Source organism: Kribbella sp. NPDC023972 (assembly GCF_040639075.1).
Taxonomy (GTDB): Bacteria; Actinomycetota; Actinomycetes; order Propionibacteriales; family Kribbellaceae; genus Kribbella.
Genome location: NZ_JBEZZH010000007.1, coordinates 98,572 through 117,518, shown reverse-complemented (window position 1 = coordinate 117,518; position 18,947 = coordinate 98,572). Strand labels below are relative to the sequence as shown.

Here is an 18,947-nt window from a genome sequence, read left to right as displayed (position 1 = left end):
GTCAGGCGGAGCGTTCGGACTCGCTGCGTTCGATGCAGAACTCGTTGTGTTCGGGGTCCTGCATGGTGACCCAGCCGCGACCGTCGGGCTTGCGGTGGTCCTCGTAGATGGTGGCGCCGAGGGACACCAGGCGCTCGACCTCCTCGTCGCGGGTGCGCTGGTCCGGGACCCAGTCGATGTGGACGCGGTTCTTGGCCGACTTGGCCTCGGGTACGGCGATGAACAGCAGGCCGGGGACGGGATCCGGCGCGACCACGAGCACCTCGTCGTCGCCGGGTGCGTCGCCGGTCGCGATCGGCCAGCCGGTCACGGTGCTCCAGAACTGGGCGAGCTCGTACGGGTTGCCGGCGTCGATGGTGATGTGTCGCAGGATCATGCCGAGACCCTAACCGCGAGCACGGGCAATCGGTGGCTGATTTTCCCCGCGCCTGTGCACAACCGGCGTACGGCGGAAGCCGGGCGGCGCACGGTGGACGGCGGATCGGGGCACGGTCGGCGTCCGGGTGGTGACGGCTCGGGATCGCGACCGACAGGGTCTCGCGGACTGTCGGTGGCCGGGTCTACTGTGCGGCCAAGAGTGTTTCCACCAAGGGGGAAGGGGAGTCCGATGGCGTCTCGGCTCAATCCGTACATCCAGTTCGACGGCACCGCGCGGGAGGCGATGGAGTTCTACCAGGGCATCTTCGGCGGCGACGTGGCGACCAACACGTTCGCCGAGTTCGGTGCGAGCAGCGGGCCCGACGACGAGAACAAGCTGATGCACGCCCAGCTCGAGACGCCGGCCGGGTTCACGCTGATGGCTTCGGACACGCCGCCCGGTATGTCGTACAACCCTGGCGAGAACATCTCGATCAGCCTCAGCGGTGACGACGAGGACCTGCGCGGGTACTACGAGAAGCTGGCCGAGGGCGGCAAGGTGACGGTGCCGCTGGAGAAGCAGGTCTGGGGTGACGAGTTCGGCCAGGTCGTCGACAAGTTCGGCATCAACTGGATGGTGAACATCGCGCAGAGCTGATCAACTGACCGGGTTGGCGCGCCTGCCGGACGGACGGCTGGCGCTTTACCGGCATGGGGTGTTGCGGCTGTCGCATATCCGGAAATCGGGTACGGCGGCAGGTCGGCGGAGGTCTACCGTGAAGCATGGGACTCAACGACCTGCTGTACGACCCGATCCGGCACAACAACTGGGCGACGAAGAGCTTGATCAAGTTCTGTCGCGACCAGCAGCTCACCGCCGAGCAGCTGGAGGTCACCGGCGTCGGCACGTACGGCGGGATCCTCGAGACCCTCGATCACATCGTCCGGTGCGACGCCAGCTACCTGCGCCGGATCGCGGACAGTCCGCTCGACTACGTGGACGGTGAGCCGGCCGCCGACTTCGACACGCTCGAGCGCTGGAACGACGAGGCGGGCGCGCTCTGGGAGGAGTTCCTCATCAAGCCGATCGACGTCGAACGGGTGATGGTCGTCGACAACAACACCCGCGGTACCCGGGTCGGCATCTTCATCGCCCAGGCTCTCAACCACGCCAACCACCACCGCGAGCAGGTCTGCGCGATCCTCACCGGCCTCGGCATCCAGCCGCCCGACATCCAGGCCTGGGAATACGCCTGGACCCACAACCGCATCTGGGACCTCCCCGAATCCGAACGCCCCACCGCCTGATGCCGGTCAGGTGTCGTGGGGCTTGAGGAGGTCGGCTGACTCGGGGACCGGGGTGAGGGGGGTGCCGTAGTTGAACCAGTTCAGGAGGTTTTCGACGACCAGGTTGCCCATCGCGTTGCGGGTGGGCACGGTGGCGGAGCCGACGTGGGGGAGCAGGACGGCGTTGGCAAGGTCGAGGAGGCCGGGGTGGACGGTCGGCTCGGCTTCGAAGACGTCCAGGCCGGCGCTGAGGATGGTGCCGTCGCGGAGGGCGTCGACCAGGGCCGACTCGTCGACGACGGTGCCGCGGGCGACGTTGATCAGGATGCCGTCGGGGCCGAGCGCCTCCAGGACCTCGGCGTTGACCAGGTGCCGGGTGTCGTCGCCGCCCGGGATCACGATCATCAGGATGTCCACGTCGCGGGCCATCTCGAGCAGGGACGGGTAGTAGTGGTACTCGACGTCCTTGCGGTGCCGGTTGTGGTAGCCGACGGAGACGCCGAAGGGAGCGACCCGGTCCGCGATCGCCTGGCCGATCCGGCCCAGGCCGAGGATGCCCATCCGGCGGCCGTGCAAGGTTGCCTTGGTCAACGGATACGGGCCGTCCTGCCACTTGCCGGCGCGCAGGTACCGCTCGGCCTGGGGAAGCTCGCGGACCGTCATCAGCAGCAGGCCGAGGGCGGTGTCGGCGACCTCGTCGTCGAGTACGCCGGGGGTGTTCGTCACCACCACGCCCCGCTCGGCCGCCGCCGTCGCGTCGATCTGGTCATAGCCGACACCGAAGCTCGCCACGATCCGCAGCGCGGGCAACCGGTCCAGGAACGCACCGTCGATCCGTGTCCCACCGGTGGCGACGGCAACGATCTCGTCGCGCCGCTCGGCCAGCACGGCGTCCGGATCAGCCTCGTCCCACAGCCGGATCACCTCGGCCTTCCCGTCCAGACCCTCCGCGACCACCGGATTCATCGGTCCCGGCATCAGCACCACAGGCAATCCCATGCTCAACATCCTCACCGAACCGCACCAGCCGCACCAAGTGACGCGGTCGGGAGATCTCTCGAAGTAGCGGCCAGAAACTGACCGCTACCTTCTAGATCCTGGAGACATGACCGACAACAGCAACAACACCTCAGCCACGTTCCACGCGTACTTCGGCTACCGCGACGCGGTCGGCGCCCTGCGCTGGCTGGAGAAGGCGTTCGGGTTCGAGACGACGATGGAGGTGCCCGACGACAAGGGCGGGATCATGCACGCGGAGATGCGGCACGGCGGGGTGTCCTTCACCCTGTTCACCGACGAGGAGGGCTACGACAAGCCGATCCGCAAGGGCGAGACGGTCGGCCACGGCAGCTACCTCGCCTTCGACTCCCCAGCGGAGGTCGACGCCATCCACGAGAGGGCGGTCGCCGCGGGTGCCGAGTCGATCTGGGAGCCGGCCGACACCGCGTGGGGCAACTACCGCTGCCGCGTCGCCGACCCCGAGGGCTACGAATGGACCTTCGGCACCCACCGCCCGGGCCTCCCCGCCTCCTGGTAATTCGGCGGAAACACCCGGCCGCTACCGTCCGGGCCGGTGAAGCCAACGCTGGTCGTCATCCGGGGAAACTCAGGTTCGGGCAAGAGCTCGATCGTCGAAGCCATCCGAGCGACGTACGGCCGCGGTATCGCCTGGATTGAGCAGGACTACGTCCGGCGGATCATCTTCGAGGAGCTGGACCAGCCCGGCGGCGCCAACATCCAGGCGATCCGGCAGCTCGCCAAGCATGCCCTCGACCGCGGCTACCACGCCGTGGTCGAGGGCATCATGCCGACGGTGCGGTACGGCGACATGCTCGAGCAACTGCATGACGACCACGCGGGCCCGGCGTACTTCTACTACCTGGACATCCCGTTGGCGGAGACGGTCCGGCGGCACGGGATGCGTGCGAAGGCAACCGCTTTCAGTGCCGAGGACATGGCCGAGTGGTATCGACCGAGGGATCTGCTGGAGCGGCCGCGCGAGACCGTGATCGATCAGGCGAGCTCGCTCGAGGCGACCGTCCAGCGGATCCTCGGTGAGACCGGGTTACGACCAGCCGCCGAGGTTCAGGTCGGCGATCACGACGGGCCGGCCTGACATCAGGGACTCGTTGGCGGCGATGCCGACCGCGACCGCCCGTACGCCGTCGTGGACGTCGGCTGCGCGGCTCAGCGGGTCGTTGCCGGGGCCTTGGAACAGGTCGGCGTAGATCAGCCGGTCGCCACCGCCGTGGCCGCCGACCCCGCGCGGGATCTCGACCTCGACCGCCGGGGCCCAGTGCTTCTGCAACACCAGCCGCTCGCCGTCGGACCGCACGTCACCCGGGACCACGCGCTCGGCCGGGTAGCTCGGGTCGATCTGGTCGTCGATCACCGCCGCGCGCTCCACGACCTCCAGCTCGGCGCGACCCTCGGTGCCGTTGACGCTGACCCGGTACCCCTCCCAGGGCGAGTGCGCGTTCAGCGAGTAGCTCAGCCGAGCACCGTTCGCGTACTCCGCGATCACGGCCAGGTTGTCCTCGATCGTGATCCCCGGACCGAACACGTCCTGGTCGCGGATGTACCCGTCGTACTGCTCGCTCTCCAGGTACAGCTGCCGGTTGGTGTCGTCGGTGCGCAGGTCGAGCAACCACGGGTCGTCGGCCGAACGGTCGATCGTCCCGCGGGCAGGTCGTTGCCCAAGGCCACGAGCTGCCGCGTTGTCGGCACCGTAGAAGGACAGTCCACCGGAGGCGAACACGCGCACCGGGGTGGAGGCGATCCACCAGTTCACCAGGTCGAAGTGGTGGGACGCCTTGTGCACCAGCAGGCCGCCGGAGAACCGCTTCTCCCGGTGCCAGCGGCGGAAGTAGTCCGCACCGTGCCGCGTGTCGAGCACCCACTGGAACTCGACGCTGGTGACGGTGCCGATCTCGCCGTCGGCGATCAGTTGCCGGAGCGCGCTGTTCCGCGGCGAGTAGCGGTAGTTGAACGTGACGACGACCGACTTACCGGACTGGTTCATCGCGTCGACGATCTGCCGGGTTCCGTTGGCGTCGATGGTCAGCGGCTTCTCGACGATCACGTCCGCGCCGGCCCGCAGTACCCGGGAGACGACCTCGGCGTGGGTGTAGTCGGGGCTCGTCACGATCACCCGGTCGACCGACTGTTCCTTGATCATCTGTTCCAGGTCGTCGGCGCCGTACTGCGGCAGCTCCGGCCCGCCGAGCTCCTTCACCCACCGGTCGTGGACCGCGAGGCGGCCCGGGTTCGGGTCGAGCAACGCGACCAGCTCGGCGTCCTCGGGGTGCTCCTCGAAGATCGCGCGGACGTACGCCCGCGCCCGCGAACCGGTACCTGCGACTGCATAACGTCTGGGCACGGCGGACCCTTTCTACTCGTGTAGAACCAGCACGCTAGCAATCGCTTTCCAGGTCGGTCAAGGTCGTACTATCGGCACATGCCCAAGGCCACCCCAGTCACCCGGAACGATGTGGCGGAGTACGCCGGGGTGAGTACGGCGGTGGTCAGCTACGTGGTGAACGAAGGCCCGCGGCCGGTTTCGCCGGAGACCCGGGAGCGGGTGCTGGAAGCGATCCGCGTCCTCGGGTACCGCCCGAACGCGACCGCCCGGGCGCTGCGGCTGGGTACGACGCGCACCTTCGGGCTGATCACCCCGGACGGCGGCAACCCGCTCTTCGCCGAGCTCGCCAAGGCGATCGACAAGGCGGCATCGGCCCGCGGGCACGTCGTTCTGCAGACCAGCGCCGACGGTGATCCGGAGACCGAGCAGGCGAAGATCGCGGAGCTGCTGGTCCGGCGGGTCAGCGGACTGCTGCTCGTCGCGCCGACCGACGACCTGGATCTCGGTGAGGTCGACGTCCCGGTGGTCGCGATCAATCGGGTCCTCCCGGCGGCGTCGTCGGTCAGACCGCAGTACCGCGAGGGCGCGCGGCTTGGGGTCGAGCACCTGATCGGTCACGGTCACCACACCGTCGGCCTGGTGATCGGTCGCAGTCGCGACGGGCGACCGGCCGAACGGGAGCTGGGCTGGCGGGACGCGCTGCGGCGGGCCGGGCTGGAGGACGGGCCGATCGCGCGCACGACCTTCAGCCGGCCCGGTGGACACGAGGCGGGCTTGGAGTTGCTTGCGGCAACAAACCGGCCGTCGGCGATCTTCGCCAGCTCGGATCTGCAGGCGGTCGGGGTCCTGCGGGCGATCCACGAGGCGGGTCTGACGGTCCCCGACGACATCGCGGTGCTGGCGTTCGACGGTACGGCGGAGACGGAGTACAGCTGGCCGCCGTTGAGCGTCGTACGGCAACCGCTGGAGCAGATGGCACGCGAGGCGGTCAGTCGGCTGATCGACGGACAGGACGCGATCGAGGCGCTGACCTACCCGACCGAGCTGATTCTCAGGAGATCCTGCGGCTGCTAGAGCGTCCTTAGGCCGTGTCTGGTAATTCCCCGCCTACTGCGCGGCACTCGGCACGGCGCTGAATTACCAGACACGACCTAGATCCTCGAAGATCAACGCGGTCCGGGTCGCCAGCACCTCGGGGATGGCCTGCAGCTTCTCCAGGACCACCCGGCGCAGGCCCTCGTTGTCGGCCGCGCGGACCAGCAGGATGGCGTCGAAGTCACCGCCGACCAGGGCCATGTGCTTGACCTCGGGGATCGCCTGCAGTTGCTCGCGCAGCGTCCGCCAGGAGCTCTGCCGGAGACTGAGCGTGACGTACGCCGACGTCGCCAGCCCGAGCTTGAGCGGGTCGACGGTGGCGGTGAAACCGGTGATGACGCCGGTTGTGGTGAGCCGCTCGACACGGGCGTAGGCGTTGGCCCGGGAGATATGCACCTGGTCGGCGAGCGCCCGGATCGAGAGACGTCCGTCCCGGCCGAGCGCCTCGACGATCTGCCGGTCGATCTCGTCCAGTGCAGGTGCGACGACCATCTGTCCAGGCAGACCGGGGCTCACCGTCGTGTCGTCGGACATTGTGCTCCTCGTGCGCGGGCTGGTTGACCAAACGTCTCGCGATTTTCTCAGGTCTGGATCCGATTGGCCAGAAGTATGACGATGAGGCCACCGTCCGTCTCCTGCGTTGGAGGGTCCATGACTACCGTCGAGGAGCTGTTGCTCCCCTCCGCTGAGCCAGTCCGGTTGATCGACCAGGACGGCGTACCGCACGACCATCCGTCGTACCGGCTGCCCACTAAGAAAGCCCTGGTCGATGGTTACGTTCAGTTGATCAAGGGGCGCCGGATCAACGACCAGGCCAGTGCGCTGGTCCGGCAGGGGCGGCTCGCCGTCTACCCGTCGTCGCACGGCCAGGAGGCCTGTCAGATCGCGGCCACGATGGTGCTGCGCGAGGGCGACTGGCTGTTCCCGACGTACCGCGACACCGTGTCGATCGTCAGCCGCGGCGTCGACCCGATCGAGACGCTCACCCTGCTCCGCGGTGACTGGCACTCCGGCTACGACCCGTACGCGCACAAGGTCGCGCCTCAGTCCACGCCATTGGCGACCCAGCTCACGCATGCGGTCGGTGTCGCGCACGCCGCCCGGCTTCGCCACGAGGACACCGTGGTGATGGCGCTATGTGGTGACGGTGGCACCAGCGAGGGTGACTTCCACGAGGCGCTGAACTTCGCCGCCGTCTTCCACGCACCCGTCGTCTTCTTCATCCAGAACAACGAGTACGCGATCTCCGTGCCGCTCGCCCGGCAGAGCGTCGCGCCGTCTCTCGCGCACAAGGGCATCGGGTACGGCGTTCCCGGAGAACGGGCCGATGGCAACGACCTGGCCGGCCTGCTCGCCGTCCTCGGACAGGCCGTGGACAAGGCCCGGGCGGGTGAGGGACCGCAGCTCGTCGAGGCGCACACCTATCGCGTGCAGGCACACACGAACGCCGACGACGCGAGCCGGTACCGCGACGACGACGAGGTCACGCCGTGGCTCGATCGCGACCCGATCAAGCGGCTGGAGACCTACCTCACGCAGGAAGGGTTGCTCGACGACTCGGTCAGGCAGCGGGCAGAGGCCGTGGCTCAGGAGGTCGCCGCACAGCTCAGAGACGGGCTGATGCCCGAGCCCGAGGTGGATCCGGCGGACCTCTTCGCGCACCTCTACGCGTCGCAGACACAGCAGTTGCGGGACCAGGCCGCGTTCCTCCGGGACGAGCTCGCGCGAGAGGAGGCCTGAGCGATGACGCACGTGAAGATCACCATGGCGCAGGCGCTGAACCAGGCCCTGCGGGACGCGATGAAGGCCGACGACACGGTGCTGATGTTCGGTGAGGACGTCGGCGCGCTCGGCGGAGTCTTCCGGATCACCGACGGGCTGACCGCCGAGTTCGGTGCGGATCGTTGCTTCGACACCCCGTTGGCCGAGTCCGGCATCGTCGGAATGGCGGTCGGGCTGGCCATGAACGGGATGCGGCCGGTGGTCGAGATGCAGTTCGACGCGTTCGGGTACCCGGCGTTCGAGCAGATCGTCTCGCACGTCGCCAAGATGCGGAACCGCACCCGCGGCCGGGTCACGCTGCCGATGGTGATCCGGATGCCGTACGCCGGTGGGATCGGCGGCGTGGAGCATCACTGCGACTCCTCCGAGAGCTACTACGCCCACACGCCCGGGCTGACCGTGGTCACGCCGGCCACCGTGGCGGACGCCTACACCTTGTTGCGTAAGGCAATCGAGTTCCCCGACCCGGTGGTGTTCATGGAGCCGAAGAAGCTCTACTGGGCCAAGGAGGAAGTCGATCTCACCGAGGACCAGCCCGGGATCGGGACGGCCGTCGTACGCCGGGAAGGCGCGGACGCGACGTTGATCGCGTACGGGCCGACGGTGCCCGTCGCGCTGGAGGCGGCCGAGGTCGCGGCGGCCGAGGGCCGGCAGCTGACCGTGGTCGACCTGCGGTCGATCGTGCCGTTCGACGACCAGACCGTGGCCGCGGCCGTACGTCGTACCGGCCGGGCCGTCGTGGTCGCGGAGGCGAGCGGATTCGCGAGTGTGTCGTCGGAGATCGTTGCCCGGATCACCGAACAGTGCTTCCACTCGCTGGCCGCGCCGATCCGGCGGGTGACCGGGTTCGACATCCCGTACCCGCCGCCCAAGCTGGAGAAGTACCAGCTGCCCGGCGTGGACCGGATCCTCGACGCGGTCGACGACCTGCAGTGGGAGGACTCGTGAACGAGCGGAGCGAGTTCACCAGAAAGTACAGTACGACTTGTGCCTCATCGGCGCCCGGAGCGAAGCGAGGACGCGGATGAGTATCTTCCTGCTGCCGGACCTGGGCGAAGGCCTGACGGAGGCGGAGATCGTCCGCTGGCTGGTGAAGGTCGGCGACGTGGTCACCGTCGACGCCCCGGTCGCCGAGGTCGAGACCGCCAAGTCGGTGGTCGAACTGCCGTCGCCGTACGCCGGTGTCGTCGAAGAACTCCACGGCGAACCGGGCACGGTCATCCCCGTCGGCAAACCACTCATCAGCATCGCGGAAGCCGACGCGGGGACGACGTATCGCGAGGAGGAGAAGGCGGGATCGGGCAATGTCCTGATCGGCTACGGCACGGGCGCCGGGAACACGTCCGGTCGCCGCCGTAAACCCCGGCCGCAGGCCACGGTTTCCGGAGGATCACTGCCACCCAGTGCAACTCTTGTTCCGGAAAGCGCTGCGCCTCGGGTGCCGTTGGTGATTTCGCCGCTGGTACGGCGGATGGCGCGGGACGCCGAGGTGGATCTCAAGAGCCTGACCGGGTCGGGTCCGGACGGATTGATCGTGCGGCGGGACGTGGAGCAGGCGATCGCGCAAAGGCTCGAGCGGACGGCGGAGGTGCCGGCCGGGGAGGACACGCGGACCGGACTGCCGGAGCTGCGGCGGATCCCGATGAGTGGGTTCCGGAAGGCGGTGGCGGCGACGCTGAGCCGGAGCCGGGCGGAGATTCCGGAGGCGACGACCTGGGTCGACGTGGACGCCACGGCGCTGGTGGAGTTGCGCGAGTCGTTGCGGTCGGCAAAGGATTCCGGGCCGGGGCTGCTGGCGCTGATGGCGCGGTTCGTCGCGGCCGGGTTGCAGAAGTACCCGGAACTGAACGGTTTCGTCGACACCGAGCGCGAGGAACTGGTCCAGTACGACGGGATCAATCTCGGCCTGGCGGCGCAGACCGACCGCGGTCTCGTCGTACCGGCGGTGCAGAACGCGCACCGGCTGACCACGCGGGCGCTCGATGCCGAGATCAGGCGGTTGACCGAGTCCGCCCGGGCCGGACGGCTGACGCCGTACGAGCTGTCCTGTGGGACGTTCACGCTGAACAACTACGGCAGCTTCGGTGTGGACGGCAGCGCCGCGATCATCAACCATCCGCAGGTCGCGATCCTCGGCGTCGGCCGGATCATCGACCGCCCGTGGGTGGTCGGCGGTGAACTCGCGATCCGCAAGCTCACTCAGCTGTCCCTCGTCTTCGACCACCGCGTCTGCGACGGCGGAACCGCGGCCGCCTTCCTCCGCTTCGTCGCGGACGCTTTCGAGAACCCGGCGTCCGTTTTCGCAGACCTCTGACCGCCGACCTCCGCACCCCGACTTTGTGCACCGGATTTCCATTCTGATCGCGTGGGAATGCTCGAGCCGTGCACACAGTGGGCTCAGGAGAGCTGGCGTGGGCGGAGGCCGATCAGGATGGCGCGGAGGCCGGTGGTGAAGCGGGCCTCCGGGCCGGCCAGGTCTTCGCGGCTCAGGTAGGCCGCGAGAGTCGTGGCGCCGACGCCGAGCTGGTCGCCCGCGGCGGTGGCCCACTCGTGCTGCCCGAGGCCGCTGCGCCGTACCGTCGCCGTCCACGCGGCGTCGGTGACCGCGGCGCCGATGAGGTAGTGGAAGACCGCGGAGACCGCCGCATCCAGATGCGCACCTTTGAAGCCGGCTGAGCTGAGGATCGTCAACATCCGCTCCGCCAACGCCTGGTAATTCGGCCCGAGCCCGGCGTGCGACGCCAGCAATTGCGGCGCCCACGGGTGCGCCCACAGGGCCTCGTACGCCGCTCGTGCCAGTACCGTCACCTGGTCGCGCCAGTCACCCTCGTCGGCCGGCACCAGCGCCTCGCCCATGACCTCGTCGACGGCGAGCTCGAGCAGGTCGTTCTTGTTCGCGACTCGCCAGTACAACGCCGAGGTCGCGGCGGTTCCGAGCTCGGCCGCCATCCGCCGCATCGAGAACGTCTCGAGCCCGTCCCGGTCGAGCACTTTGACCGCCGTACGGACGATGTCGTCCCGGCTCAGCGGTGCCCGCGTCTGCGCCGGATCGGCCCGCAACCACACCGATCCGAGCACCGTCTTCCGATCCGCTTCGCGCGCCACGGGGAGCAGCGTAGCGAAAACGCCGTATCAGAGCATAAAACGCTGTATTAGTGGCGAGGAGCAACTAACTTTCTCAGCGCCGTGCGACCGGGCCACTCGTCAAAGGATCGGCGTCTCCGAGCACCGGCACCACGACCTTCAGGCACCGGCCGGCCGGTCCGGTTCTCTCGGTGTTGCCTCAGCCGTCGACGGACACCTGCGCACCTACTGCATCCGCGGACCGCTGGTCTCCAGTCGGGAGCAGTGGCGAGAGACAACTACTCTCCGCCGGAGGCCGAAAACGTTGGGTGGCAAAACGTAAAGAACGTGATGAGTCTGGCACCGACCAGTTGCGCGTCACGACTCCACGGCACCAAAATCCCGAGGGCCGAGGCTCCCGGGGGTGGGCCGGAGTACGCGACAAGGCGTGCCTGGTCTGGGATTCGGCGCACCGGTTCTTGCCGGTTCGACGGATGGGCAATTGCCGTCTGGTCCGGCTGGGGGATCCGCCTCAGCGGGCCACCGACGACCGTGCCGGTCGGACGACCGGCCTCAGACATGGGGTATGACTTGTGAACGACACATCGGTGGACTCGCGCGGGCGCTCGAAGCGGTCCCGTGCGGTCGCGCTGCTCAGCGGTGCCGGCGCACTGGCACTCGCGCTGGGCGGCGTCACGCTCGCGATGGCTCCGTCCGCCTCGGCCGACGGCAACATCATCGACGGCAACCCGAACTGCGAGAACGTCGTCCCGGGCTCGACCGAGATCAAGTTCGACACGGCGACGCCCGGTGAGCAGACCGCGGACGGCGTGACGGTCAGCTGGACCAAGCACACCTTGACGGTGGACGACCCGGATCACGACGGTGACCAGACCGGCGGCGAGCAGGTCGACTTCACCGCGAGCGGCGGCGTCGTGCTCGCCGCGCTGATGAAGGGTGGGTCGGCGGCCAACTACTACAACTACCAGCCGAACGGCACCGCCGCTGGGTACAACCTGCACCCCCCGGTGAACGCGAAGAACGGGAAGTACTACGGCATCAGCCACGTGACCTTCTGCGTCAAGAAGATCACCAGCACGCCGATGCCGTCGAAGACTCCGTCGGAGACTCCTTCGGAGACGCCGTCGGTGACGCCGAGCGAAACCCCGTCGGTGATGCCGAGCGAAAGCCCGTCGGTGATGCCGAGCGAAAGCCCGTCGGTGATGCCGAGCGAAAGCCCGTCGGTGACGCCGAGCGAGACGCCGTCGGTGACGCCGAGCGAGACGCCGTCGGTGATGCCTTCCGAAGCTCCGTCCGAGACCCCGAGCGAGACGCCCAGCCAGACCCCGGCGGTCACGCCGTCTGACGGCCCGGCCAGCTCGACCAGCACGCCGCCCGTCGCGGTCCCGACCGAGGTCGACGCGGGTCAGTCCGGCGGTCTGCAGAACATGTCCGCGATCGCCGGCAAGCAGAGCACCTGGGGTGTCGCCCTGCTCATGCTCGGTGGTGTGCTCGTGTTCGCCGGCATCCTGAAGTCCCGGCAGACGCGCGGTCAGCACTCTGCCTGACATGTCCGCGAAGCGTCGCCGTCCGGGCCGCGCTCGTTCATCGTGGTGGACGATCGGGGCCCTGGCGGCCGGCGCCGCACTTCTCTTCACCGGCGGCTACATCCAGCTCAAAAGTGACGACGACCGGCCGCCCACCGCGGCCGGTTCGTCGTCTCTGCCGTCAGCAACGAGTACGGCGCCCGCCGTGCCGGGCGAGCCGTCATCCGGAGAGCCGTCGTCGACCCAGCCGTCGTCGACCCAGCCATCGTCGAAGGCGACCAGTCCGAGCGGGACCACGCTTCCGCCGGAGATCAGGAGCACAGCTCCGCCCCGGCCGGGGAACCCGATCAAGGTGACGGTGCCGAGCCTGGGGATCTCCGCCCGGGTGCTGGGCATCCGCGCTCGCGGCGGCACGCTCATCCCGCCGGCCAACCCACGCCTCGTCGGCTGGTGGTCCGACGGCGCCCAGCCCGGCGCGGCCACGGGCTCGGCCATCATCACCGGTCACACCGTCCATGACGGTGGCGGTGCGTTCGACGATCTTGACGAGCTGACCGCCGGCGACGCGGTCGCGGTGACGACCGGACGCGGCACGCTCAACTACGTGGTCACGTCGGTGCTCACCTATCGCAAGAAGGCGCTGGCCAAGCAGGCCGCGCAGCTCTTCAACCAGAGCGTGCCGGGCCGCCTGGTCCTGGTCACCTGCGAGGACTGGGACGGTACGGCGTACCTCAGCAACGCCGTCGTGATCGCCGTACCCAAGAAGAGGTAGTGGCCGGCCCGGCGGGCCGGCCACTTGTCAGTGGTCAGCTGTTGATCTGGGCCGTCAGAGCCGAGTAGTACGCCGCGACCTCGGCGTACACACCCGGGTTGCCGGCGTCGGCGCACCCGATACCCCAGGACACGACCCCGAACAGCCGGCCGTTCAGCACCAGCGGTCCACCGGAGTCGCCCTGGCAGGAGTCCTTGCCGCCCTGCTTGTAGCCGGCGCAGATCTCGCCGTTCGACACGTAGTCGTAGGCGGAGTACACATCACTGCAGTACGCATCGCCGAGCACCGGGACGAGCACCTTCTGGAACCGGTCGGCCGGCCCGGTGCCCTCGGTGTTGCCCCAGCCGTAGACCGTCGACTGCGCTCCGACCGCGTCCGCGGACCGGCTCGACTCCAGCGGCAGCGTGGCGACACCGGTGAACGGTGTGGTCAGCGTCAGTACGGCGACGTCGTGGCCCGGCGCCTGCCCGTACTGCGGGTCCTTCCAGATCTTGGAGATCTTCGAGGTCCGGCCGGTCGTGGTGTTCAGGTTGTCCCGGCCCTGGATCGCCGTGTAGGTGCTGATCGGCTGGGTGACGCAGTGCGCCGCGGTGACGATCTTGTTGGCCTTGACCAGCGTGGCACCGCAGTACTGACCGCTCGGTGACGGCGAACGGCTGTTGTTCAGCGCGATCGCCCACGGCGCCTGCGCGGTGCTCGCCAGCGTGCCGCCGACGATGTTCGTCGTCGGTGGCGGGGTCTTCGCCTCGGCGGTGCCGACCGCGCCGGCTGCGGCCGCGACCAGGACAGCGGCGGCGCAGGCGGCACGGGCGAGCTTGAGCTTTCCGGACATGCCTCACACTCCAGAGTTCGTGGGCCGCTTGGGCGGTGCGGCCTCATGACCAAGAAGAGTTGCCTGGCCACAAGGAGTAGTGCAAGCGATTGTTTGGGCACATCGGTGACGGGTCATCCCTGTGTCACGCGACCTAAGTCGCGGCCCCTTCTATCTGACCCACCAGACCGCGTTGAAGCCTTCAGACCGTAGTGAGCGCGGACCGCTCGACGACTGGGGTACGGCGGCGGTCCAGCAGGCCGGAGATCACTGCGACGGTCAGGCCGGAGGCAGCCAGTGCGGCGCCGACCCAGTTGGGCGCGGTGTAGCCGAGGCCGTGCTCGATGGTCAGCCCACCGAGGTACGCACCGACCGCGTTGCCCAGGTTGAACGCGGCGATGTTGGCCGCCGAGGCGAGTGCCGGCGCGCCCATCGCCTTGTCCATCACCCGCTTCTGCAGCGGCGCCACGGTGGCGAACCCAGCCGCCCCGAACACCGCGATCGTCACCGCGGAGGACACCCGCCCATGCGCGGTGAACACAAACGCGGCCAGCACGACGGCAAGCAGCGCGAGGATCACGTACAGGCTCGGCATCAGGCACCGGTCAGCCGCCCTACCGCCGAGCAGGTTGCCGATGACCAGACCGCCGCCGAACAGCACCAGCAGCCAGGTCACCGCACCGGCCGAGAAGCCCGCGACCTCGGTCATCATCGGCGCGATGTATGTGAACGACGCGAACACCCCGGCGAACCCGAGCGCGGTCATCGCCAGTGCGAGCCACACCTGCAGGCTCTTGAACACGGCCAGTTCACTGCGCAGACCGGGTCCTTCGGAGCTGTTCTGTCGCGGCACGAGGAAGATGATCCCGAGCAACCCGAAAACTCCGAGCGCGGTGACGGCCCAGAAGGTCGACCGCCAGCCGAGCTGCTGGCCGAGCGCCGTACCGCCCGGGACGCCGAACACGTTCGCGACAGTCAAGCCGGTGAACATCAACGCGATCGCACTCGCCTCTTTGGCCTTCGGTACGAGCGACGCGGCGACCACCGAGCCGACGCCGAAGAACGCTCCGTGGGACAGTGCGGCCACGATCCGGCCGGTCATCAGGACGTCGTACGTCGGGGCGATCGCGGACAGCAGGTTGCCCGCGATGAACACGCCCATCAGTGCGACCAGCACGGTCTTGCGGGAGACCTTGGACCCGATCGCGGTGAGCAGCGGGGCGCCGACGACGACGCCGAGGGCGTAGCCGGAGATGAGCAGACCGGCGGACGGGATGCTGACGCCGAAGTCGGTGGCGACCTCGGGCAGCAGTCCCATGATGACGAATTCGGTAGTGCCGATCCCGAACGCACCGATCGCCAAGGCGAGCAAGGCGACCGGTCGCTTCGTTCCGGGATTGGGGTGTGTGGTGGTTCCGCTCCCGGACGCACCTCTTGCGGCTGCCGGCAGGGCTGCAGGCATGACTGGGTAACACCTCGATTGTAGTCTGGTGGCTGTTACCGGCGTGCGCGATAGTTGCACACGCGGGCTATTGCATAAGCGTTATGATTGCGCATGCAATCGTGAAGTTCAAGTGGAGGCGCGATGGGACTGCCGGACGACGCTGCGGAGGCGCGGGCGCAGGGGTGGCGAACCCTGGCGGCTCTGCACGCCCGGATCGAGGACGAGCTGGAGCGTGCCCTGCAGCGGCAGCACGGGCTGTCGGTGAGTGAGTACAGCGTGCTCGACGTGCTCGCCCGGCAGGACGACTACCACCTGCGGATGAACCAGCTGTCGAACGCGGTCGTGCTGAGCCAGTCGGCCACGACGCGGCTGGTGAACCGCTTGGAGGACCGCAAGCTGCTGCAGCGGTACCTGTGTCCGACGGACCGGCGCGGCATCTACACCGAGGTCACCGAGGCCGGCCGCGACCTGCTCGACCAGGCTCAGCCCACGCACGACGCCGTACTGACGGCTGCCCTGCAGAAGGCCGCCGACCTGCCCGAGCTGGCTCCGCTGGTCGATGCCCTGGGCAAGCTTTCACTGAAGGTCTGAGATGGCCCCGCGGTCCGGCAACCGCAAGCTCTACTTCTGGCTGATGGGGAGCTGCCTGGTCCTGATCGGGCTGGCCTGGTTCGTCGTCCGGCTGTTCTCCGTCCCGGTGGCGATCGGGATGAGCGCGGTCGCGGCGGTCCTGCCGCCGATCGCCGTGATCGTGGCCAACAGGGGTCAGGACTGAAGGACCGTGATGAAGGCGGCGGCGAGAGGATCGGGTTCGCCGCGGGTGTACGCCGTCAGCGTCCGGCAGACCGGGGGATCGGGGCGTAGGACGTGCCCCTCGAAGCCCTCGGGCAGGATGTTGCCGGGAACCAGCGCCGGTCCGAGTCCGGCGCTCGCGAGGGCCGGCGCAGCAGCGGTTTGCTCGGTGCGTACGGCGACCCGAGGCTCGAAACCAGCTTGTGCGCAAGCGAGATCGAGTACATCGGCCAGACCATGACCCGGCGTGTAGTGCACCCAGGCCCGGTCGGCCAGGTCCTTCAAAGAGATCGTGTCGCCGACGGCTGCAGGGTCGTCGGCGGCGACCACGACGACGAGTTCCTCGGTGCCTAACGTGAAGGCCCTGCCGGTCCAGCCGGTGGGTTCCGGGCCGACGGCCAGATCTGCCTGACCGGCGTTCATCGCCTCCACCAATTCATCGGTGTGGCGGTGCTCGAACAGCCGGATGCCGACGTCCGGATGGCTCTGCCGCCACCTGCGCAGAGCGGCGGGCAGCACGCCCAGGGTGATCGAGTAGAGGGTGGCGATCTCCAGTTCGCCGGCTTCCAGGCCGGCGGCCTGGCGGGCAGCGCAGCGGGCACGTTCGGCGTCGGCGAGCGTGGCTCGGGCGTGTGGAATCATCGCGCGGCCAGTCGGGGTCAGCCGGACCGCGCGCGGCAGCCGCTCCAGCAGGGCCCCGCCGGCGGATCGCTCCAGCGCGCGGATCTGATGGGACAACGCCGGCTGGGTCACGTGTAGCAACTCGGCGGCCTTCGTGAACGACCCCTGGTCGACCACCGTCACCAGGTACTCGAGTTGCCGCAGCGTCATCATGATCTCAGTTTATGGCTTCGGTAAAAACTATGTCTTGGACTAATGAGCGCAGGTCAGCAAGGCTGTCCAGCATGGACAAGGTTGCTTTGGTAGTCGGTGCGCGCGGGGTGATCGGGACGAATCTGGTCGAGCACCTGGCGTCTCTTGGTGATTGGCGAGTAATCGGGCTGTCCCGTCGCGGCGGTACCGACGTGCCGGGCAGGGTTCGGCACGTGGCCGTCGATCTGCTGGATCCGGACGACACGCGGGCGAAGCTGGCCGGCCTCAGCGAGGTGACACATGTGTTCTACGTCGCCTACCAGGACCGCCCCACCTGGGCCGAGTTGGTCCCGCCGAACCTCGCCATGCTGGTCAACGTGGTCGACGCGATCGAGCCGGTCGCGCGTGGGTTGCGGCACGCCAGCCTGATGCAGGGCTACAAGGTGTACGGCGCCCACCTCGGACCGTTCAAGACGCCCGCCCGCGAGGACGACCCGCCGCACCTGCCGCCGGAGTTCAACGTGGACCAGCAGCAGTTCCTGGAGCAGCGGCAGCAGGGCAAGACGTGGACCTGGTCGGCGCTGCGCCCGTCCGTCGTCGGTGGCGTCGCCCTGGGCAACCCGATGAACCTGGCCGTGGCGATCGCCGTCTACGCGTCGATCTCGAAGGAACTCGGCGTCCCGCTGCGCTTCCCGGGCAAGCCCGGCGCGTACGGCGCTCTGCTCGAACTGACCGATGCCGGTTTGTTGGCCAAGGCAACGGTGTGGGCGGCGACCGCGCCCGCCGCGGCGAACCAGGCGTTCAACATCACGAACGGCGACCTGTTCCGGTGGAACGAGTTGTGGCCGAAGCTGGCCGGCTGGTTCGGCCTCGACGTCGCGCCGCCGTTGCGGATGTCGTTGCAGGACGTGATGGCCGACAAGGAGCCACTCTGGAAGGAGATGCAGGCGACGCACGGCCTGGCGGAGACGTCGTACGCCGAAGTCTCCTCGTGGCCGTTCGCCGACTTCGTCTTCGGCTGGGACTACGACTTCTTCGCCGACTCGTCCAAGTCGCGCCGGGCCGGCTTCCACGAGTACGTCGCCACCGACCAGATGTTCTTCGGCATCTTCGCCGAGCTGCGGCGGCGCCGCGTCATCCCGTGAGCAGGCCCACGCCGGTGCCGGGAGCCAAGGCCCCGTGACCACGCCGTGCCGGAGGCGCGGCCATGTGTATGGCATGCTCCGGCTGTGGCGGCGATGGGTGCGGGACGGTTGCTCGGGGCGAATCTGCGGGCGCGACGGGACGAGCAGGGGATCTCGTTGTCGGAACTGGCGCGGCGGTCCGGGATCGCGAAGGGCACGCTGTCCCAGCTGGAGTCCGGGGCGGGTAATCCGACGATCGAGACGGTGTTCAGTCTGTCGAACGCTCTCGGTGTACCGGTATCGGCCCTGCTGAGCGAGGCGCCGAGCGCGGACCTGGTGCTGGTGCGGTCCGCGGACATCGACGTCCTGTCCGGCGAGGCGATCGATCTGCGGATGCTGCGCCGGCTCGAGCACCCGGGTGGGCTGTTCGAGATCTACAACCAGCAGGTCCGGGCGGGTGCGGTTCAGCATTCGGACGGGCATCCCGGGACCGAGCATCACATTGTGCTGAGCGGGCGACTCCGGGTGACGTCACGCGGACGGACCGAGGAACTGGGCGAGGGTGACTACCTCGCGTTCCGGGCCGGCGGACCGCACGAGTACGAGGCGCTGGACGGCCCGGTGCGGTCGGTCCTGCTGCTCGAGTACCCGCCGGACGCGCAGCCGGTGACCCCCGGCAGCCCGCATCTGCCGACGTGA

General features: G+C 68.6%; 22 protein-coding genes. 14 read left to right on the top strand and 8 right to left on the bottom strand.

Going from position 1 to position 18,947, the window contains the following annotated elements; translation table 11 throughout:
* Position 1 precedes the first annotated feature (1 nt).
* Entirely contained in the window at positions 2–376 is a 375-nt protein-coding gene (locus tag AB0F43_RS26770; RefSeq protein WP_360482402.1) for a VOC family protein, read from the bottom strand.
* A 231-nt stretch (positions 377–607) separates the two neighbouring features.
* On the opposite strand from AB0F43_RS26770, the gene AB0F43_RS26765 reads away from it, so the two are divergent.
* Positions 608–1,015: a VOC family protein gene (locus AB0F43_RS26765; RefSeq protein ID WP_360482399.1), complete on the top strand. Its 408-nt coding sequence runs from the start codon at positions 608–610 to the stop codon at positions 1,013–1,015.
* 125 nt (positions 1,016–1,140) lie between these two features.
* On the top strand, positions 1,141–1,665 hold the full coding sequence (locus AB0F43_RS26760) for a DinB family protein (RefSeq protein WP_360482396.1): 525 nt from the start codon (positions 1,141–1,143) through the stop codon (positions 1,663–1,665).
* Between the two features lie 6 nt (positions 1,666–1,671).
* On the opposite strand, the gene AB0F43_RS26755 is transcribed toward AB0F43_RS26760, so the two are convergent.
* The gene (locus AB0F43_RS26755; protein ID WP_360482393.1) at positions 1,672–2,643 is read right to left on the bottom strand and encodes a 2-hydroxyacid dehydrogenase; all 972 of its coding nucleotides are present in this window, start codon (positions 2,641–2,643) and stop codon (positions 1,672–1,674) included.
* Positions 2,644–2,749: 106 nt separating this feature from the next.
* Here AB0F43_RS26755 and AB0F43_RS26750 point away from each other — a divergent pair, with 106 nt between their 5' ends.
* Both AB0F43_RS26750 and AB0F43_RS26745 read left to right on the top strand, forming a co-directional pair.
* On the top strand, positions 2,750–3,181 hold the full coding sequence (locus AB0F43_RS26750) for a VOC family protein (RefSeq protein WP_360482390.1): 432 nt from the start codon (positions 2,750–2,752) through the stop codon (positions 3,179–3,181).
* A gap of 36 nt (positions 3,182–3,217) precedes the next feature.
* Positions 3,218–3,760, top strand: a complete 543-nt coding sequence (locus AB0F43_RS26745; protein WP_360482387.1) for an AAA family ATPase — start codon at positions 3,218–3,220, stop codon at positions 3,758–3,760.
* On the opposite strand, the gene AB0F43_RS26740 is transcribed toward AB0F43_RS26745, so the two are convergent.
* Positions 3,710–5,023: a Gfo/Idh/MocA family oxidoreductase gene (locus AB0F43_RS26740; RefSeq protein WP_360482384.1), complete on the bottom strand. Its 1,314-nt coding sequence runs from the start codon at positions 5,021–5,023 to the stop codon at positions 3,710–3,712. The genes AB0F43_RS26745 and AB0F43_RS26740 overlap by 51 nt on opposite strands.
* Before the next feature lie 78 nt (positions 5,024–5,101).
* Here AB0F43_RS26740 and AB0F43_RS26735 point away from each other — a divergent pair, with 78 nt between their 5' ends.
* Complete coding sequence (locus tag AB0F43_RS26735; protein WP_360482381.1) at positions 5,102–6,079, top strand: LacI family DNA-binding transcriptional regulator; 978 nt, start codon at positions 5,102–5,104, stop codon at positions 6,077–6,079.
* A gap of 63 nt (positions 6,080–6,142) precedes the next feature.
* On the opposite strand, the gene AB0F43_RS26730 is transcribed toward AB0F43_RS26735, so the two are convergent.
* Entirely contained in the window at positions 6,143–6,634 is a 492-nt protein-coding gene (locus AB0F43_RS26730; protein WP_360482378.1) for an Lrp/AsnC family transcriptional regulator, read from the bottom strand.
* Between the two features lie 117 nt (positions 6,635–6,751).
* On the opposite strand from AB0F43_RS26730, the gene AB0F43_RS26725 reads away from it, so the two are divergent.
* The 3 genes from AB0F43_RS26725 to AB0F43_RS26715 all read left to right on the top strand — a co-directional run bounded on the left by AB0F43_RS26725 (position 6,752) and on the right by AB0F43_RS26715 (position 10,196).
* On the top strand, positions 6,752–7,840 hold the full coding sequence (locus AB0F43_RS26725; RefSeq protein WP_360482375.1) for a thiamine pyrophosphate-dependent enzyme: 1,089 nt from the start codon (positions 6,752–6,754) through the stop codon (positions 7,838–7,840).
* 3 nt (positions 7,841–7,843) lie between these two features.
* On the top strand, positions 7,844–8,830 hold the full coding sequence (locus tag AB0F43_RS26720; RefSeq protein ID WP_360482372.1) for an alpha-ketoacid dehydrogenase subunit beta: 987 nt from the start codon (positions 7,844–7,846) through the stop codon (positions 8,828–8,830).
* Positions 8,831–8,906: 76 nt separating this feature from the next.
* Positions 8,907–10,196 (top strand): dihydrolipoamide acetyltransferase family protein, encoded by a 1,290-nt coding sequence (locus AB0F43_RS26715; RefSeq protein ID WP_360482369.1) that lies wholly within the window; start codon positions 8,907–8,909, stop codon positions 10,194–10,196.
* An 83-nt stretch (positions 10,197–10,279) separates the two neighbouring features.
* Here AB0F43_RS26715 and AB0F43_RS26710 read toward each other — a convergent pair whose 3' ends face one another.
* Positions 10,280–10,987, bottom strand: coding sequence for a TetR/AcrR family transcriptional regulator C-terminal domain-containing protein (locus tag AB0F43_RS26710; RefSeq protein ID WP_360482366.1), 708 nt, complete (start codon positions 10,985–10,987; stop codon positions 10,280–10,282).
* A 551-nt stretch (positions 10,988–11,538) separates the two neighbouring features.
* On the opposite strand from AB0F43_RS26710, the gene AB0F43_RS26705 reads away from it, so the two are divergent.
* Together AB0F43_RS26705 and AB0F43_RS26700 are read left to right on the top strand one after the other, a co-directional pair.
* Positions 11,539–12,513, top strand: a complete 975-nt coding sequence (locus tag AB0F43_RS26705) for a hypothetical protein (protein WP_360482363.1) — start codon at positions 11,539–11,541, stop codon at positions 12,511–12,513.
* A gap of 1 nt (position 12,514) precedes the next feature.
* Complete coding sequence (locus tag AB0F43_RS26700; protein ID WP_360482360.1) at positions 12,515–13,264, top strand: sortase; 750 nt, start codon at positions 12,515–12,517, stop codon at positions 13,262–13,264.
* A 34-nt stretch (positions 13,265–13,298) separates the two neighbouring features.
* Here the strand turns inward: AB0F43_RS26700 and AB0F43_RS26695 are convergent, their stop codons facing one another.
* Positions 13,299–14,096: a serine protease gene (locus tag AB0F43_RS26695; protein WP_360482357.1), complete on the bottom strand. Its 798-nt coding sequence runs from the start codon at positions 14,094–14,096 to the stop codon at positions 13,299–13,301.
* 181 nt (positions 14,097–14,277) lie between these two features.
* On the bottom strand, positions 14,278–15,537 hold the full coding sequence (locus AB0F43_RS26690) for an MFS transporter (RefSeq protein WP_360482354.1): 1,260 nt from the start codon (positions 15,535–15,537) through the stop codon (positions 14,278–14,280).
* A 123-nt stretch (positions 15,538–15,660) separates the two neighbouring features.
* Here AB0F43_RS26690 and AB0F43_RS26685 point away from each other — a divergent pair, with 123 nt between their 5' ends.
* Both AB0F43_RS26685 and AB0F43_RS26680 read left to right on the top strand, forming a co-directional pair.
* Entirely contained in the window at positions 15,661–16,110 is a 450-nt protein-coding gene (locus AB0F43_RS26685; protein ID WP_360482351.1) for a MarR family transcriptional regulator, read from the top strand.
* A gap of 1 nt (position 16,111) precedes the next feature.
* A complete protein-coding gene (locus AB0F43_RS26680) occupies positions 16,112–16,294 on the top strand; it encodes a DUF3099 domain-containing protein (RefSeq protein WP_360482348.1) in 183 nt (60 codons plus the stop codon).
* On the opposite strand, the gene AB0F43_RS26675 is transcribed toward AB0F43_RS26680, so the two are convergent.
* Positions 16,285–17,145, bottom strand: a complete 861-nt coding sequence (locus AB0F43_RS26675; protein ID WP_360482345.1) for a LysR family transcriptional regulator — start codon at positions 17,143–17,145, stop codon at positions 16,285–16,287. The two genes, AB0F43_RS26680 and AB0F43_RS26675, sit on opposite strands and share 10 nt — an antisense overlap.
* Before the next feature lie 71 nt (positions 17,146–17,216).
* Here AB0F43_RS26675 and AB0F43_RS26670 point away from each other — a divergent pair, with 71 nt between their 5' ends.
* Together AB0F43_RS26670 and AB0F43_RS26665 are read left to right on the top strand one after the other, a co-directional pair.
* Positions 17,217–18,269: an SDR family oxidoreductase gene (locus AB0F43_RS26670; protein ID WP_360482342.1), complete on the top strand. Its 1,053-nt coding sequence runs from the start codon at positions 17,217–17,219 to the stop codon at positions 18,267–18,269.
* Between the two features lie 93 nt (positions 18,270–18,362).
* Positions 18,363–18,947: a helix-turn-helix domain-containing protein gene (locus tag AB0F43_RS26665; protein ID WP_360483197.1), complete on the top strand. Its 585-nt coding sequence runs from the start codon at positions 18,363–18,365 to the stop codon at positions 18,945–18,947.